Consider the following 16,542-nt stretch of genomic DNA (forward strand, 5'->3'; position numbering starts at 1 on the left):
CCTTCAGTCGCAGATCGCCCCTTGCGATGCCGATCCCACCAGCCGCGCGTATTTTGCGAGTACCCCGCGGGTGTATCGCGCCGGCAGCGGCGCCCAGCCGTCGCCGCGGCGGGCGATTTCGGCGGGTTCGACCAGCAGATCGAGCGTGCCCGCGCCGACATCGAGACGGATGCGGTCACCGTCGCGCACGAAGGCGATCGGGCCCGCGTCCACCGCTTCCGGCGCCACATGCCCGACACAGAGGCCGGTGGTGCCGCCGGAGAAACGCCCGTCGGTCAGCAGCAGCACATCCTTGCCCAGCCCGGCGCCTTTGATGGCTCCGGTGATCGCCAGCATCTCCCGCATACCGGGGCCGCCCTTGGGGCCTTCGTAGCGGATCACCACCACATCGCCCGCAGAGATCGTGCCGTCCTCGAGCGCGTCCATGGCGGCCCGCTCGCGGTCGAAAACCCTTGCGGTCCCCTCGAATACATCCGATTCGAAGCCCGCCGATTTCACCACGGCACCGCCCGGTGCGAGCGAACCGTGCAGGATGGTGATCCCGCCGGTCGGGTGGATCGGCTCGGTCAGTGCCCGCACCACCTTGCCGTCCGGGTCCGGCGGCGCGATATCGGCCAGGTTCTCGGCGACGGTACGGCCCGTCACGGTGAGGCAGTCCCCGTGCAGCAGCCCGGCGTCCAGCAGCGCTTTCATCACCACCGGCACCCCGCCCACCCGGTCGATATCGGTCATCACGTGCCGGCCGAACGGTTTCACATCGGCCAGATGCGGGACCCGCCGGCCGACACGGGCGAAATCGTCCAGGCTCAACTCCACCCCGGCGTCGTGCGCGATCGCCAGCAGGTGCAGCACCGCGTTGGTGGATCCGCCGAAGGCCATCACCACCGCGATGGCGTTCTCGAACGCCTCCTTCGTGAGGATATCGGCGGTGGTGATGCCTCGCCGGATCAGTTCGATCACCGCCACCCCGCTGCGGCGGGCATAGCCGTCGCGCCGGCGGTCCGTGGCCGGCGGCGCCGCGCTGCCGGGCAGCGACATCCCGAGCGCCTCGGCGGCACTCGCCATCGTGTTCGCGGTGTACATCCCACCGCAGGCACCTTCGCCGGGACAGATGGCGCGTTCGATGGCGTCCACGTCTTCCCGGCTCATCAGCCCGCGGGCACACGCCCCCACCGCCTCGAACGCATCGATCACGGTGACCTCGCGTTCGCTGCCGTCGGAGAGTTTCGCGATACCCGGCAGGATCGACCCGGCGTAGAGGAACACGCTGGCCAGGTTCAGCCGGGCAGCCGCCATCAGCATGCCGGGCAGCGATTTATCGCAGCCGGCGAGCAGGACCGAGCCGTCGAGCCGTTCGGCCTGCATCACCGTTTCCACGCTGTCCGCGATCACCTCGCGGGACACGAGTGAGAAATGCATTCCCTCGTGGCCCATCGAGATCCCGTCGGACACCGAGATGGTGCCGAACTGCATGGGAAACCCGCCGGCCTCGAAAACACCGTCCTTACAGCCGCCGGCCAGCCGGTCCAGCGACAGGTTGCACGGTGTGATCTCGTTCCACGATGACGCGACACCGATCTGCGCCTTCGCCCAGTCGTTGTCGCCCATGCCGACGGCGCGCAACATCCCGCGCGCGGCCGTTTTCTCCAGGCCGTCGGTCACATCGCGGCTGCGTGGTTTCATATCGGGGGTAGCGAAATCTCCGGACACGGGTGCCATCGTCCTCTCCTCACGCCGGAATCGCGGGGTACCACGCCGGACAGCGTCGACGCCATGCGACTCGGTGAACCGGACTACCGAACCCCCCGACGCCAGCGCGGGCTGATCCGCCGCTGCCGGGCCCGCCCATCACCCGCGGCACCCAGGCGTTGATCCGGCAACGGCGGCACGAGACTCGCGTTCGCCGGCCGCAGGGCGTGGGTCGATGCGTGCCGCCGGACCGGCCGTGGCGAGCCTTGACCTCCAGCTCGCCGACACGAAGACGCCCGGTCCCGCGCCGACCCCGGACTATGGGGCGAGTGGACGCGGCCCGCACAGATGGTCGACCATGGGGCGATGTCGCTCAGTGCGTACGAGGCCGATCTGTTCGAAGGGTTCCGGGGCCGGTTGGAGGCGATCGCCTACCGGCTCCTCGGGTCGGCCGGTGATGCCGAGGATGCGGTGCAGGAGGCGTTCCTGCGCTGGCACGCGGCGGACCGCGAACGGATCGAGACACCCGAGGCGTGGCTGACGAAAGTGCTCACCAACCTCTGTCTCAATCAGCTGACCTCCGCCCGGGCCAGGCGGGAAACCTATGTGGGGCAGTGGCTTCCGGAACCCGTGCTGTCCGGTGACCCGATTCTCGGTCCGGCCGATACCGTCGAGCAACGCGAATCGGTCTCGCTCGCGATGCTTACGCTCCTGGAACGGCTGTCGCCGAAAGAGCGTGTGGTGTATGTGCTGCGCGAGGCATTCGAGTACCAGCATCGCGAGATCGCGGAGATCCTCGACCTCAGCGAGTCGAACTGCCAGCAGATCTACCGCCGCGCCAAACAGCATGTGGTCACCGAGCGATCCCGCCCTCGGGTCGATGCGGCGGCCGCGCAGGAGCTGGCCCGGGAATTCCTGGCCGCGGCCCTCAGCGGCGATACCGAACCGTTGATCCGGCTGCTCACCGGCGACGCGGTCTCCATCGCCGACGGCGGCGGCCGGGTCACCGCTCGCCGGAGTCCCGTTCTCGGCGGCTCCGCGGTCGCGCGGTACCTGCGTCATCTGTTCACACCGACCGCTGCAAAACGCGCCCTGATCGGCGACAACCCGGTCTTCTACAGCGTCGCCGTCAACGGCGGCCCGGCCCTGCTGGTCGAGGTCGGCGGGGAGGTCCTCGGCGTCTTCTGCCTCGAACCGGCTCCCGGCGGTGTCGGGGCGATTCGTATCCAGGTCAACCCCGAGAAGCTGGGGCGCGTCCGGCGACAGTGGGCGGCCACGGCACCCCATGACCCCCTCCCTGCCGAGTGGTGACCCGGCTCGTGAAATCCGCCCGTGGTTACCCGCGCGTAGGCTCAACCGGTGAAGCAACTGACGATCGGTGTCGTGGCGACCTCCCACAAGGAGGACGAGCATCGGCTCGCGATCCATCCGGCGCATTTCGACCGGATCGACCCGGGAATCCGCGCGAGTATCTTCCTCGAACACGGTTACGGTGAGCAATTCGGCTACTCGGACGAGCGGCTGGCGCCATTGGTCGCCGGACACCGGACGCGCGCGGAGCTGTTCGCCGGATGCGACGTCCTGCTGCTGCCCAAACCGCTGGCGGAAGACCTCGAGGCTCTGCACGCCGGGCAGGTGGTGTGGGGCTGGCCGCATTGCGTCCAGGACCCACAGCTCACGCAGCTGGCCATCGACCGGGGCCTGACGCTGATCGCCTGGGAGGCGATGAACCACTGGAACGCGGACGGTAGTTTCGGCCTGCACGTCTTCCACAAGAACAACGAACTGGCCGGTTATTGCTCGGTGATGCACGCGCTGCGACTGCGGGGTCTCACCGGTGACTACGGCCGGAGGTTGCGGGCCGCCGTCATCAGCTTCGGTGCCACGGCCCGGGGCGCCGTGCGCGCGCTGTCGGCACTCGGGATCAGCGATGTGACAGTCCTGACCCAGCGCAGCGTGTCGGCTGTCGCGTCGCCGTTCGCCTCGGTGCGGATGCAGAAATTTCAGCGCGATCCCCACAATCCCCGCCGCACCCTGGCGCTGAAAGCCCCGGAACCGGGACCGCTCGCCGAGATGCTGGCCCACTACGACGTGATCGTCAACTGCATGTTCCAGGACACCGAGAACCCACTCCTCTTCGTGCTGGACGAAGATCTCGGACTGTTTCCCCGCTCGACACTGTTCGTCGATGTCTCCTGCGACGCCGGCATGGGTTTCGAATGGGCTCGCCCGACCTCGTTCGCCGACCCCATGTTCACCGTCGGTGACGACCTGCACTACTACGGCGTCGACCACAGCCCGTCCTATCTGTGGAACTCGGCGACCTGGGAGAACTCCGAGGCACTGCTGGAGTATCTGCCGATCGTGGCGGGCGGGCCGGAGGCCTGGGACAGCAGCGAAACCGTCCGGCGCGCGATCGAGATCCGGGAGGGCCGTATCCAGAACCCGCGGATCCTCTCGTTCCAGGGGCGGGCCGAGACCCACCCGTATGCGGTCCGCTGAACGGCGAGGCCCGGGCTACATCCGGGAATGGACGGCGCCGATCCGCAGGAAGTCGAGTTTCTCCGCTTCCGGCGTCCCGGCCGGGGCCGTGTAGACGACAACCTTCAGATCGGCGCCCGGGACGGACAGCACGTCACAATCCAAGATCACGTCGCCGACCAGGGGCTGTGTCACGGTTTTCCGATCGTGGACATGTGCGACCACCGCACCGCTACGCCATAGTTCCGCGAACCGTGCACTGCCACTGCGGCACTCGCTGATGAGCCGCTGCAGCCCCGGGTCATCCGGATACAGGGCTTGCGCACCGCGCAGGTCGGCGACCAGTGCGGCCTGGACAGCGGGGTCGCCGCGTTCGGAGCGCACAGAAACCACCGGGTCACCGGACCCGCTCAGAAAGGTGAGACGAACGAGGTTGCGCTGTTCGGCGGGCACGGTGAGCGGGTCCCCGATCAGCGTCGCCCACAGCGGGGTCCACGTGATCAGGGTCCAATCGGCGCTGAAGACGCCGATCGGCAGGTCGCCGAGCCGGGCGACGAGTCGCTGGATACTGGGCGGGATATGCCGGGAGATCCGCCCCGGCGGCGGCGGTAGGAGCCCCGCGAGCCGATAGAGATGGTCGCGTTCCCCGGCCTCCAGCTGCAACGCCCGGGACAGTGCGGCGATCACTTGCTCGGACGGGTGGGTGGCCCGGCCCTGTTCCAGCCGCACGACGTAGTCGACGGACAGGCCGGCCAGTGCCGCCAGCTCCTCTCGCCGCAAGCCCCGCGCTCGACGCCCGGAGATGTCGGGCAGGCCCACATCGGCCGGTGCCAGGCGGTCACGCCAGCCGCGGAGGGCGACTCCGAGCTCCTTGGTTGTGGTCACCTGTCCAGTGTGAGCCATCGGCCCGCGACCAGGGTGGTACTGCGCGTACCACCGCCCGGCAGGGCACTGGTTGACCGGAGGCTGCCACGGGAAGCTCGAGTCATACCGCGCCGACCACGGTGCGGACGAGGCAGGGAACTCCCTGATTCCGGAAGGACCGATCGAACCATGAAGCACACACTCGTCATGACCGGCGCCGGTCGAGGGATCGGCCGCATCGCGGCCGAGCGCATCCTCCGAGCGGATCCGGATATCCACCTCGTGGTGGTCGCGCGGGCCGCGACCAGCGCCGCCCTGGCCGCGGACCTGAGTTCCGCCGGGCACGCGGTCACCCCCGTACCGGCCGACCTCACCTCCCTGGCAGACGTCCGTACCGCCGCCCGGCATATCGGCGAACTCCTCGATACCGACCGATTGCCGCCGCTGCGCGGTTTCGTCGGTAATGCGGGAATCCAGTACACCGACAATCTGACGGCCGGAGCCGAGGGCTACGAAGCGACCTTCACCGTCAACGTCCTGGCCAACCACCTGCTCGTGCGTCTGCTGCAGGATCGGTTCGCCGCTCCCGCGCGGATCGTGATCACCGTGAGCGATACGCATTTCGGCGACCTCCGGCACAACATGGGCATGGTCCCGGGACCTCGGTGGCAGAAGCCCCGGACGCTCGCGACACCCGGGGCGTTCGCCGATCCCACCACCGCCGCCGCGGGGCGCGCGGCCTACTCCACCAGTAAGCTCGCCGCCCTGTATCTGGTCCACGAGTACGCCCGCCGCCTCCCCGCCGGCCTCGACATCGTCTCCTACAACCCCGGTTTCGTACCGGGTACCGGACTGGCCCGGCACGCCGATCCGGTCTCCCGGTTCGCCATGCGCTACCTCATGCCGCTCCTGACGATCACACCGCTCGCCGTCGGCCGCACCACCGCCGGGCGCCGGCTCGCGGACCTCGCGCTGGGACGCATCGCCGCCACCACCGGCAGCTACGTCGACCGCGACCGTGAAGCCCGGTCCTCCGGCGAGTCCTACGATCCGGACCGCGAACGCGAACTGTGGACCGCGGCCGAGGAACTCTGCGGCTTGTGAAGCCTGCCGCTTTCCGGTTCTCCGGTAGCAGCACGGCGGGGCAGGGCTTCCGGCGCCGAGTCCAGCAGCGCGCACCCCCATGTCCGGCGCCCAATATCCCGGTTCGACGTGACTATGCTTGCCTTCGTCCGCGCACACCCTGATCGTCGTCGAACCCACTCCCTCCTAGATCACGCTCACCTGGGAACGATTCGACGAAGACCTCGATCGAGTCCGTGAGGAGAGCCATGATCTTCCGTCCGGCGGCCGCCGTGCCGGCGTTTGCCTGTGCCCTGATGGTCACGGCTCCGGCGGTCGGGCACGCCGAGCCACCCGTCGCCGGCCGGTACGTCGCGATGGGCAGCTCCTACGCCGCGGGGCCCGGAATCGAACCGGTACAGGGTGCAGGATGCGCCCGGTCGGACCGGAACTACGCGCATCAGGTCGCCGACGCCACCGGTTTCACCCTCACGGACGTGACCTGCTCGGGTGCCACCACCGCGAATCTGCTGTCCGAACCCCGGCAGATATCCGGCGGCGGAACTGCCGCGCCGCAGATCGACGCCGTCACCGAGGACACCGGACTGGTCACGATCACCATCGGTGGCAACGATCTCGGGCTCATCGGCGGAATGCTCGCGAGCAGTTGCGGCAGTATCGCCGGTCGTGCTCTGCCGGCGGCACCGCCGGACGAGGTCACCGGGCAACTGAACACCTTGTGCGGGCGCGCCGCCACCACAGAACCCAGCTCCGCCGACATCGAGCGGGTCACGCAGGCGCTGACCGATATCGTTCGCGCGGTGCAGGACAAAGCGCCCGGCGCGACCGTCCTGCTGGTCGAATACCTGCCGGTCCTCGCACCCGCCGCGCACACCTGTCCGGAAGCCCCGCTGGCTCCGGAGGACGCGACCGCCACCCGGCGCACCTACGATGCGCTGATCGCCGCGACGCGCCGGGCGGCAGCGGACACGGGGGTCGACTCGCTCGCGGTCCCCGGGGCCGATACGCACACCGCCTGCTCTCCCGGCCCGTGGGTCAACGGGTTGATCGCGCCCGCACCGGGCGCGGCTCTCCCCGATCTGATGTCGGCGGTGGGTTCCTCCTACCATCCGAACCTCGCCGGAATGAGCGCCGTCGCCCAGCAGGTCACTGCCGCGGTCCGGCGCTGAGCACAGCCGCCGTCAGCACAACCCGGCGCCCGCCCCTCACTATCGCGAAGCGCCGATCACCGCGCCCAGGACCTCCCGGGGCCCGGGCAGGCCGGCGATCTCACCGGCCACCTTCGTGGCTGTGTTCCGGTAGGAGTCGTCGTCCAGGAGGGCCGACAGGGCTTCGGTGATCTCGCCGGACTCTCCTACGGTGCGGGCCACCCCGCCGGCGGTAGCCCGGGCCGCCGTGATCTCCTGATCCGCCCCCTGCGGCCACAGGATCATCGGGATGCCGTGCACGAGTGCGGACAGTACGGTGCCCGAACCGCCCGCGCCGATCACGATATCGGTATCGCCGAGAAGTTCCGCGAGGGGCGTGAACGGGACATAGCGAACCGCTGCTCCCCCACTGTGCTCGACCGGCTCCCGGTGCGTGTTCTCGGGCGAATCGTTCTCGTCGTGAATCGAGAGTCCCTCGGTCACCACGAGGTCCACCTCGTGCCCGCGCACCGCGTCGACGACCGCGTCCAGCAGGTGCGGCTCGGAGAAGATCGTCCCGAGCGTGACGAGCACGCGGGGGCGACCGGACGGCGGCGGGTCGAGCCGCAGGGTGGCATCGCCGGGGCGCCGGTGGGCCTGGGCGCGGATGGGCAGCCCCGGGAACGGGGAAGTCCAGCCGGGATCCCGCAGCAGGGCCGGGCAGGGGTCGATATAGCTGCGTGCCGGGGCGGGGGTCAGTCCGCGGTCGGTGTAGCGGGCGGCCGCGACGCGGGTTATCTCGCCGGTGATCCCCGCGGGCAGTCCGGGACCGAGTCCGACCTGATGCCAAGGGATCTCGAGTGCCGCGGCCAGTAACGGACCGACCGTGTCGAACGCGTCCGCGACGACGATATCGGGCTGCCACTGCCGGACGAGAGGCATTGCGGCATCGGCGGTCCGGTCGAGGCGGGTGCCGCCGAAGATTTCGCCGATGGTGGCCGGGGTCGGCTGGAACACATTCGCGCCGGTGCGCTGCGCGGTTTCCTCACTGAAGGCCAGGGGCATGGGCCCGGCCGGGAGATGGTCCACGCCGGGCGGCAATTCGGTCGTGATCAGTTCGCCGACGCCCGCGCTGGTCAGCAAGCCGGCGGCGTGCCCGCCGGCGAATGCGGCGTCGATCAGTGGGGCGAGCGGCAGCAGGTGCCCGTAGGCGGGTACGCCGCTGAAGAGAACGCGCACGACAGATAACGCCTTGTGAGGCAGAATGTTCGGACATTCCCCACAGTAAGGCCGCCGCCGGGTTCGGGTCCGGGAAGACAGGTGCGGCGATCATCGCCGTCCTCGGTCACCATGATTCGATGATCGGGGCATTGTGCTCAGCGAGCCGCCACTCCGCCGTGATTCGGCCCAGCCTGGACTGCGCGGCGATTCCGCAGACGGCCGCGACCTTGTCGCCGCGGAGCTCCAGGACCACCACGCCCACCACGCGGTCCGCGGTCGCCGCGATCATGGCCGGGGAGCCGTTGACCAGCCCGACGTGGATGGAGAGTTCACCGCCGACCATTCGCCGTTTGGCGGGCGTCGGTTTGAAGCCCGCGCGCAAGGTGGTCGCGATCCGGCGGGGTGTCGTCAGAACCTGTAGTTTCGCGGCCAGACCGGCGCCGTCGGAGATCGCGGTGGCGTCATCGGTCAACAGGGCCACGAGGTGCTCGGTCCGCCCCGAGGAGGCGGCGGCGACAAAGGCCTCCACGATCCGGCGGGCCGAGGCACGGTCGGCGGCGCCCGCGTGGCGTCCGGCGGAGATCCGCTGCCGGGCCCGGTGCGTATGCTGCTGGCTCGCGGATTCGGTGATGTCGAGTATTTCGCCGATCTCGGCGTGGGTGTAGGAAAAGGCTTCGCGCAGTACGTAAACGGCCCGTTCGACCGGGGACAGCTGCTCCATCAGCCGCAGCACAGCCAGGGTCACCGATTCGCGTTGTTCGACGGTATCGGCCGGGCCGAGCATGGGGTCGCCGTCCAGTAGCGGTTCGGGTAGCCAGGCGCCGGCCGCGCGTTCGTGCCGGGCGCGGGCCGAGCGCAGCCGGTCGAGCGACAGATTGGTCACCACCTTGGTCAGCCATGCTTCGGGGACGTCGATCCGGTCCCGGTCGGCGGCCTGCCAGCGCAGGAACGCGTCCTGGACGACATCCTCGGCGTCGGCGGCCGAGCCGAGCAGCCGGTACGCCAGCGAGGCCAGCCGCGGTCGGCCGGCCTCGAAGCGTTCCACGGTGGCGGTGTCCACGGTCGTCACTTTAGGCCGCGACCGCCTCGCCACTCCGGTCCGGCACACCTGTCAGATGAAGCCTTCGGGTGGGCAGGCCGTACGTCGGATGGCGCAGGCTCCACGGACCCGCCGCCAGAATGGCGGCCTTCACACCCGCGGCCGGACGGCCCCGCAGGGCCCCGGATCGTGACCGCTCGTCACTGTCGACCAGCTGGAAGATCGCGTCCTTGCGGCCCAGGCTGATGTGGTTACCGACGTAGGACAGCGCGGTGCGCGCGACCGGGCGGCCGGTGAGATCGCCGATGATCGCGGCCACGGCCTGCTTGGCGGTGAATCCCGCCGAAGCGCAGGACATAGGCAGCGGCCGGCCGCTGTCACCGATCACGAAGGCACTGTCACCGGCGGCATAGACCTCCGGATGCGAGACCGACCGCATCATCCGGTCCACCCTGATCCGGCCGTTCTCCTGCACCGCGAGACCGCTCGCGGCGGCCACCGGGTGCACAGCGAAACCGGCCGCCCAGACGGTGGCGTCCGCGGTGAACACGGTGCCGTCGGCCGCGACCGCGCTCCTGGCCTCCACTCGTTCGACAGTGGTGTCCTCGTGCACCGCGATCCCGAACCGGTCGAATGCCTGCCGCAGGTGCCGCCGAGCCACCGGCCCCAGCCACCCACCCAGCTCACCGCTGGTGGCGAGGGTGACCCGCAAGCCCGGCCGGGATTCGGCGAGTTCGGTCGCGGCCTCGATGGCGGTGAGATTTCCGCCGACAACGAGCACGGTCCCGTCCCCCGCGAGATCGTCCAGCCGCCGGCGCAGCCGCAGCGCCGACGGCCGTCCGGCGACGTGGAAGGCGTGTTCGGCGACGCCGGGCACCTCATGCTCGGCGGCGGTACTGCCGAGGGCGTAGAGGAGGGTGTCGTATTCGAGCCGGTCGATACCGTCCTCACCGGTAACCGTGACGATCCGGTCGCGCGGGTCGACGGCGTCGACGTGCGCGATACGCAGCCGGATGCCCGTACCCGCGAACAGCTCCGCCAGCTCGTGCCGGCGCATCTCATGGCCCGCCGCGAGCTGGTGCAGGCGCATCCGCTCGACGAAGTCGGGCTCCGCGTTCACGACGGTAATCTCGACCTCGCTCCGATACAGGCGGCGAGCAAGAATTCCGGCGGCGTAGGCCCCGGCGTATCCGGCCCCGAGGACCATGATGCGGTGCTTCATAACAGTGCTCCTGTCTGGTTCGCGTACCCCTTGAACGGGATGGCGACGGGATCCCTGACAGGAATCAATGGTGACGTGGATCACTTCCGTCGCGTGCGCCACGGAGCTGGACGGGCGTGACCGCTGTGGGCACTCACGCGCCGCGGCCGATCGGGATGCGCGATCGGCCGCGGCAGACGCGCATCCATCGGCAGTAATTTCAGCGCCGGAAAACCCGCCGCGCCCACGCGCGCAGCCGTGCGCCGCGGGATTCCGGTTCGGATGTCTCGGCGGTCTCCGCGGCCACCACTGCCTGGGCGAACCGAGCGTGTAACTGCTCGCGTACCTCATCCGGTGTATAGGCCCGGCGGCGCCGTTCGGCACGCACCACCACCACACCGGTGGCCACCACACCGGCCGCTCCGGCCAAACCCAGCACCTTCCACCACGTCATACCGCATAGGCTACTTGTATGGCGGGTACGGACATCGATCTCGATCGGGCTGTCGAGATCACCAGAACCGGCGATATCTGGCTGTTCCGTGGACATTCCACGGCCGACCGGATGATCCGGATGACCACCAACAGCCCGGTCAACCATGTCGGCATGGCCGTGACGATCGATGATCTCCCGCCGCTGATCTGGCACGCGGAACTCGGCCGGTCGCTACCGGATATGTGGTCGGGCACCGCACACCGCGGCGCCCAGTTGCACAATCTGCGCGACGCAGTGCTGGTGTGGGCCAACCGCTACGGCCAGCAGGCGTGGTTCCGTCAGCTCGATCCATCCGCCACTCGCGAGATGGAGGACGGTGTCCTGCGCACGGTCGCCCGGCTCGACGGCACCCCGTTCCCGTCCACGGCCGCCCTGACCGCGCGCTGGTTCCGCGGCCGGATCCAGCTGCCGCGCCGCAAGTCCCGCCGTCCCGCCGCCCGCGAAGTCGAGAACGCCTACTGCGCGGAGATCGTGGCCGCAACCTATCAGGAAATGGGCTTGCTACCGGAGAAGCGCAGCCCCGACTGGTACGACCCCGGCCGCTTCTGGAGCGGGGACCACCTGCAGCTCACCGGCGGTCACGCACTCGGCGGCGAGGTCGCGGTGCGCGTACCGTCCGAAACAGTCGGCTGACCGCTCCGTCCCGCTACTGCCGGGGCCAGAACACCGCCCACACAAGGACTCCCAGCGGCAGGCCGACCGCCACCGCCAGGCCGAACACGATCACCGCCGATCCGGATCGATCACGGGCCAGCGATACCCGAGCGGGTAGACGCTCATCGGCGTCACGAGGGCGGCGATATCGGTAATGGTGTGCCGTACCGCGTCGGCATGCTCGAACGAGGGAACCACGACCGCCGCCACGTCGTGCTCCATCACCGCACCGCACAGGATGAGCGCGGTAGCCAGCGGCCCGGTATCGAGCCGGGCAGTCCACACGATCCGGTAACCGTGCTGCTGGGCTACCCGATGGATATCCACCCCGTCGCCGTACATATCTCGCCGGATCAATCCGAGTGCCTTCGGCACTCGCCGTCCATCTTTCCCCTTTGGATCGAAGACGCTGGAAGCACCCGGAACCGGGGCCTGAACCGCACCACCCAGCAACGATGCTCCTCGACCGTGCCGGATGTCCCACCGGCACAGGACAGCTGCCGCGGGCTTTCCCGGTTCCGGGTGCGGGCCTAGTAGACACTCGTAACTTGCTGGTGGACAGTTCCTTTGGATGCTCCGTTCAAGTTCGCCCGTTTCGCCAGCAAACCGTCCGCGACGGGTGCACAATGCACCCAGCACTACCGATCAGGGCAATCCGATACCAGCGATCAGGCCACCCGGGAGCAGAACTGGGTGCCACCCACCGACTGACCGCAACCGCAAACGGTTAACCGTCTCGACCAGCACCCGACCGGCACGGTTCGGGTGCGGGTGTCCGCTCATCGCCCGGACTCGAACACACCTGCTCTGCAGGGCATCGTGGTGCTCACGTGTCGGTACCGCGATGGATGATCACCGGGGCGTGAGCGTGGTGGAGCAAGCTCTGGCTGGTGGAGCCGAGGAGGGCTCCGCGGATCCGGCCCCAGCCTTTGCTGCCGACGACCGCCATCTGCGCGTCGGTGAGGGCATCGAGGAGTTGGCGGGGTGCCGATCCGCGCCGGGACCGTTCCTCCACGGCGACGTCGGGGTATTCGCGCCGGTAGGGCGCGATGATCTTGGCGAGGTCATCGGCTTCGGCGCGTGCGATGGCTTCCCAGTCGATGGCCATGGCCGCCGGGCCCAGTAGGTGCAGGGAGGTCGGGTCGGAAGCGAGGACCGCGGTGTGGTCGCTCCATACTCGTACGGCAGTGACCCGGACCGAGAACATCTGTGCCCATTCGAATGCGAGCCGGGTCGCGGGCGTCGAGAACGGGCTGCCTTCGGCGCCCACGACGATGGGGCGGTCGTCGACGGAGACCTTCGCCGGGTCGCCGCGCCATACCGCGACCGGGCACTGCGCCTGGTTGGCGACCCGCAGCGCCGTGGACCCCAGTAACCACCGTTCGACCGATCCGGCGCCGGTCGCGCCCAGCACGATCATCTCGGCACCTGCTGCCGCTTCCAGCAGACCTGTCGCGGGTGACTGGTCCGACGATGCGATCGGTACGAGGCGAGTATCGGTCGAGTAGTCGCGCAGCGCTGCTTCGGCCTCGGCCAGCACCTCGTCGCGGCGTGCGTTGTACAGCTGCGACAACGTGGTGTAGTCGAACCCCGCCTTGGGCACCGGGGCGGGCGCGGAGTGCACCAGGTGCAGCGGCAGCGCGAGCGCGTCCGCGAACACCGACGCCCACTTCGCCGCCGCCAAGGCGGTCTCGGATCCGTCGATACCGGCCACGATGTAGCGCTGTGAAGGGGTGGACTGCATGCCTTTCACCTTTCGGGAGTGGCAGTGCTGGGGCAGATGACGAGGGGCCGGTGGGCGCGGTGCAGCAGGTTCTGGCTGGTCGATCCGAGCAGTGCGCCGTGGAAACGGCCCCGGCCCCGGCTGCCCACGATCGCCATCTGGGCGTCGTCGAGGGCATGCAGCAGTTCCCGGCCCGCCGACCCGCGACGCGACCGCAGCCGCACGGACACATCGGGGCATGCCTCGCGGTAGGGCGCGCCGAGTTCGGCAGCGAGTGCGGCTGCCCAACGGGCGGCCGCCAGTGAGGTGTCGGATCCGTCGATACCCGCCACTATCGGGGTGCCCGAGTGCGTGTACCGCATCTGTTTCCGCCTTCCGGTGCCGCGCGGCCGTGATACGCCCCTGGCGGCTACCCGGTCACCGGCCGCCGAACCACACGGCGCGATCACAGTGTGGAAACGGGCAGGACACCACGCAAGTTCGGCGTCCGGCGGACACTCAGTGATCCGCGAACTGCCAGCTCAGGGCCGCTACCGCGACCGGCGCGTGGGTGCTGTTTCGGGTGTTGCCGGGTGGGTGGGCTCGCGTCTATGCCGGCGCCGCTACGATTCCGCGTACCACGCCGAACTGCACTGGTGGACCGGCCACGTCATCGGCGGCACCGCGTACCACGGACCTCGCTGGTCTCCCCGGCCGGGTCGAAATCGGTTGATCGGCGGCGAGCGCCGGCCCCAGATCCTGGCCCGGGTAGGCGGACCACCACCCCCGGACCGGCCACCGCAACGCACGCCACGACTACCGCTCGCCGACATCCTGTCCATCGGGGAATCACCGGCCACATAATCCGCCCACAGGCGCCAGCGTCCTTGTCATGCGTTTCGGATCGACACACGGGTTCTCCGGAAGAGTCGGCTATCATGAATACAGCGTTTTCCATCTCGGCACCTGTGACTACTGCTCGAGCGACACCGGCAGCACTTTCAATCGACTCGAGAAGGAAGCTCTTCGATGGCTCCCATAGTGACGTGTCGCCCCACTTGGCGGATCATCACTCCACTGATCGCGGTCTCAGCGTTCGGGCTGGTCGCCTGTAACAACACTCAGGAGTCCAGCGACGTTCCGGGGACACCCCCACCGGTATGGACCGAGAATCCAGCGGGAAACACCACGTCGGCCACCACTGGAGCGCCAGGGCAGACCCGCGAGGGCTCAGCCCAGGTCGAGTTGAAAGATCCCACCGGAAGGCAGGTCGGCACCGCCCATTTCGCCACTGTCGGGGGCAAGGTGCGGCTCACTGTCGAAGCGCAGGGTCTGAGCCCGGGCTTCCACGGCCTGCACATCCATCAGTACGGCAAATGCGAGCCCAACTCCACCGCGCCCTCCGGGGGTCCGCCCGGTCACTTCCTCTCCGCCGGCGGCCACCTGCATCTCGACGGGCCGGAACAGCATCCGGCCGCCGGAGACATGACCGCACTGCAAGTGGGCAAGGACGGCACCGGAAGGCTGGTCACGATCAACGACTCGGTCACAATGGACCAGATCACGGGCAAAGCCCTGATCCTGCATGCCGGCCCGGACAACTTCGCCAACATCCCCACCCGATACCAGACCGATGGCGTACCCGGCCCAGACGCGGAAACCCTGAGCACCGGGGACTCGGGTCCGCGGATCGCCTGCGCCGTCATCAGCTAGTGCCTGGGCCGGATAGGTTGCTGCGGTACACGGTGGTTCCTACAGGGTGGCAAGCAGGCGGGCACCGTTCTTCTCTACACAGGTCCGTCGACCGAGGTCGCATGGCGGTAACGATCGCCAGTGAGTGGGTGAGGGGCTGTTAGATTGGCAGTGATGCGCTTTCGGCATGCCGTTCGACGACCGTTCGAGTTGGAGAGGCAAGGCGATGAAAGCATTCGTCATGAAGGAAATCGGGTCGGTGGGTTTCATGGAGAAACCTGTGCCCGAGCCGGGTCCGGCGGATGTGATTGTCCGGACTACTACCGCGCTTATCTGTACATCTGATACCCATACGGTCCGGGGTGGTATCGGTCCGCGGGAAAATCTGACATTGGGCCATGAGGCAGTCGGAATCGTTCACACGGTCGGCAGCGACGTCGCCTGTCTCCGGCCGGGCGATCGTGTCCTCTCCGGGGCGATCACCCCCGATTGGGGTGATCCGGCGTCGCAGAACGGGTTTCCGTCGCAGTCGGGAGGTCCGCTCGGGGGTTTCAAGTTCGCGAACTCCAAAGATGGTGTTTTCGCTGAGTATTTTCATGTCAACGATGCGGATGCGAATCTGGCTGTCATCCCGGATGATGTCGCGGATGAGGCGGCAGTGCATTGCGCCGATATGTTGTCGACCGGGTTCATGGGTGCGGAGAAGGGAAATATCCCGATCGGCGGTACCGTGGCGATCTTGGCGCAAGGCCCAGTGGGATTGATGGCGACGGCCGGAGCGCGGTTACGTGGAGCGGGCCTGGTCGTCGGCGTGGAGTCGGTAGCACAGCGGCAAGCGCTGGCGCGCCGTTACGGTGCGGACGAGGTCGTCGATTTCACGAGTGTGGACGTTGTCGAGCGGATACTCGAGCTGACCGGCGGTGAAGGTGTCGATACGGCGATCGAAGCGCTCGGTGCCGATATCACGTTCCAGACGGCTGTGAAGATCACCAAGCCGGGTGGCACGGTGTCTGTGGTGGGGTATTTCGGTGACGGCGAATTCGTGCGGATTCCCCGGGTGGAATGGGGGGTCGGGATGGCGGACAAGACGATCAATACCGGATTGTGTCCCGGCGGGCGCTTGCGGATGCAACGCCTACTTCGCCTCCTGCGGGCCGGTCGGGTGGATCCGACTCCGATGACGACACATACGTTCGCGTTCGACGATATGGAACGGGCATTCGAGGTGTCGGACAAAAAGCTCGAAGACGTGGTGAAGGTACTGATCCGATTCGAGTGAACCCGCCGCCGCTT

At 68.5% G+C, this 16,542-nt stretch carries 17 protein-coding genes; 8 read left to right on the forward strand and 9 right to left on the reverse strand.

The window, feature by feature from the left end:
* Positions 1-3 precede the first annotated feature (3 nt).
* Entirely contained in the window at positions 4-1,719 is a 1,716-nt protein-coding gene (gene ilvD, locus ACIA75_RS22290) for a dihydroxy-acid dehydratase (protein WP_397106944.1), read from the reverse strand.
* Between the two features lie 336 nt (positions 1,720-2,055).
* Between ilvD and sigJ the strand changes: the two genes are divergently transcribed.
* The gene (gene sigJ / locus ACIA75_RS22295; protein WP_397106946.1) at positions 2,056-3,000 is read left to right on the forward strand and encodes an RNA polymerase sigma factor SigJ; all 945 of its coding nucleotides are present in this window, start codon (positions 2,056-2,058) and stop codon (positions 2,998-3,000) included.
* A gap of 48 nt (positions 3,001-3,048) precedes the next feature.
* Positions 3,049-4,191, forward strand: a complete 1,143-nt coding sequence (locus ACIA75_RS22300) for a N(5)-(carboxyethyl)ornithine synthase (RefSeq protein ID WP_397106948.1) — start codon at positions 3,049-3,051, stop codon at positions 4,189-4,191.
* A gap of 15 nt (positions 4,192-4,206) precedes the next feature.
* Here the strand turns inward: ACIA75_RS22300 and ACIA75_RS22305 are convergent, their stop codons facing one another.
* Positions 4,207-5,055, reverse strand: coding sequence for a helix-turn-helix transcriptional regulator (locus ACIA75_RS22305; protein WP_397106950.1), 849 nt, complete (start codon positions 5,053-5,055; stop codon positions 4,207-4,209).
* A gap of 168 nt (positions 5,056-5,223) precedes the next feature.
* On the opposite strand from ACIA75_RS22305, the gene ACIA75_RS22310 reads away from it, so the two are divergent.
* Positions 5,224-6,138, forward strand: coding sequence for an SDR family NAD(P)-dependent oxidoreductase (locus ACIA75_RS22310; protein ID WP_397106952.1), 915 nt, complete (start codon positions 5,224-5,226; stop codon positions 6,136-6,138).
* Positions 6,139-6,365: 227 nt separating this feature from the next.
* Positions 6,366-7,286, forward strand: a complete 921-nt coding sequence (locus ACIA75_RS22315) for an SGNH/GDSL hydrolase family protein (protein WP_397106954.1) — start codon at positions 6,366-6,368, stop codon at positions 7,284-7,286.
* A gap of 39 nt (positions 7,287-7,325) precedes the next feature.
* On the opposite strand, the gene ACIA75_RS22320 is transcribed toward ACIA75_RS22315, so the two are convergent.
* The 4 genes from ACIA75_RS22320 to ACIA75_RS22335 all read right to left on the reverse strand — a co-directional run bounded on the left by ACIA75_RS22320 (position 7,326) and on the right by ACIA75_RS22335 (position 11,159).
* Positions 7,326-8,483 (reverse strand): glycosyltransferase, encoded by a 1,158-nt coding sequence (locus ACIA75_RS22320; protein WP_397106956.1) that lies wholly within the window; start codon positions 8,481-8,483, stop codon positions 7,326-7,328.
* A gap of 106 nt (positions 8,484-8,589) precedes the next feature.
* Positions 8,590-9,525, reverse strand: coding sequence for a sigma-70 family RNA polymerase sigma factor (locus ACIA75_RS22325; protein ID WP_397106957.1), 936 nt, complete (start codon positions 9,523-9,525; stop codon positions 8,590-8,592).
* 10 nt (positions 9,526-9,535) lie between these two features.
* Positions 9,536-10,726 (reverse strand): NAD(P)/FAD-dependent oxidoreductase, encoded by a 1,191-nt coding sequence (locus ACIA75_RS22330; protein WP_397106959.1) that lies wholly within the window; start codon positions 10,724-10,726, stop codon positions 9,536-9,538.
* Positions 10,727-10,925: 199 nt separating this feature from the next.
* Entirely contained in the window at positions 10,926-11,159 is a 234-nt protein-coding gene (locus tag ACIA75_RS22335; RefSeq protein WP_397106961.1) for a hypothetical protein, read from the reverse strand.
* An 18-nt stretch (positions 11,160-11,177) separates the two neighbouring features.
* On the opposite strand from ACIA75_RS22335, the gene ACIA75_RS22340 reads away from it, so the two are divergent.
* Positions 11,178-11,834, forward strand: coding sequence for a hypothetical protein (locus tag ACIA75_RS22340; protein ID WP_397106963.1), 657 nt, complete (start codon positions 11,178-11,180; stop codon positions 11,832-11,834).
* A gap of 90 nt (positions 11,835-11,924) precedes the next feature.
* Here ACIA75_RS22340 and ACIA75_RS22345 read toward each other — a convergent pair whose 3' ends face one another.
* Positions 11,925-12,230 carry a hypothetical protein gene (locus tag ACIA75_RS22345; RefSeq protein WP_397106965.1) on the reverse strand — a complete coding sequence of 102 codons (306 nt, stop codon included), beginning with the start codon at positions 12,228-12,230 and terminating at the stop codon, positions 11,925-11,927.
* Positions 12,231-12,422: 192 nt separating this feature from the next.
* Between ACIA75_RS22345 and ACIA75_RS22350 the strand changes: the two genes are divergently transcribed.
* On the forward strand, positions 12,423-12,566 hold the full coding sequence (locus tag ACIA75_RS22350) for a hypothetical protein (protein WP_397106967.1): 144 nt from the start codon (positions 12,423-12,425) through the stop codon (positions 12,564-12,566).
* A 115-nt stretch (positions 12,567-12,681) separates the two neighbouring features.
* Here the strand turns inward: ACIA75_RS22350 and ACIA75_RS22355 are convergent, their stop codons facing one another.
* Both ACIA75_RS22355 and ACIA75_RS22360 read right to left on the reverse strand, forming a co-directional pair.
* Positions 12,682-13,599, reverse strand: coding sequence for a universal stress protein (locus tag ACIA75_RS22355; RefSeq protein ID WP_397106969.1), 918 nt, complete (start codon positions 13,597-13,599; stop codon positions 12,682-12,684).
* Positions 13,600-13,604: 5 nt separating this feature from the next.
* Positions 13,605-13,940: a universal stress protein gene (locus ACIA75_RS22360; protein ID WP_397106971.1), complete on the reverse strand. Its 336-nt coding sequence runs from the start codon at positions 13,938-13,940 to the stop codon at positions 13,605-13,607.
* A 646-nt stretch (positions 13,941-14,586) separates the two neighbouring features.
* On the opposite strand from ACIA75_RS22360, the gene sodC reads away from it, so the two are divergent.
* Together sodC and ACIA75_RS22370 are read left to right on the forward strand one after the other, a co-directional pair.
* Positions 14,587-15,270 carry a superoxide dismutase[Cu-Zn] gene (gene sodC, locus ACIA75_RS22365; protein WP_397106973.1) on the forward strand — a complete coding sequence of 228 codons (684 nt, stop codon included), beginning with the start codon at positions 14,587-14,589 and terminating at the stop codon, positions 15,268-15,270.
* Between the two features lie 247 nt (positions 15,271-15,517).
* Complete coding sequence (locus tag ACIA75_RS22370; protein ID WP_397107990.1) at positions 15,518-16,528, forward strand: zinc-binding dehydrogenase; 1,011 nt, start codon at positions 15,518-15,520, stop codon at positions 16,526-16,528.
* The last annotated feature ends 14 nt before the right edge of the window (positions 16,529-16,542 follow it).

Origin of the sequence: Nocardia sp. NPDC051750 (genome assembly GCF_044453135.1) — a bacterium.
In the GTDB taxonomy this organism is placed as follows: domain Bacteria; phylum Actinomycetota; class Actinomycetes; order Mycobacteriales; family Mycobacteriaceae; genus Nocardia.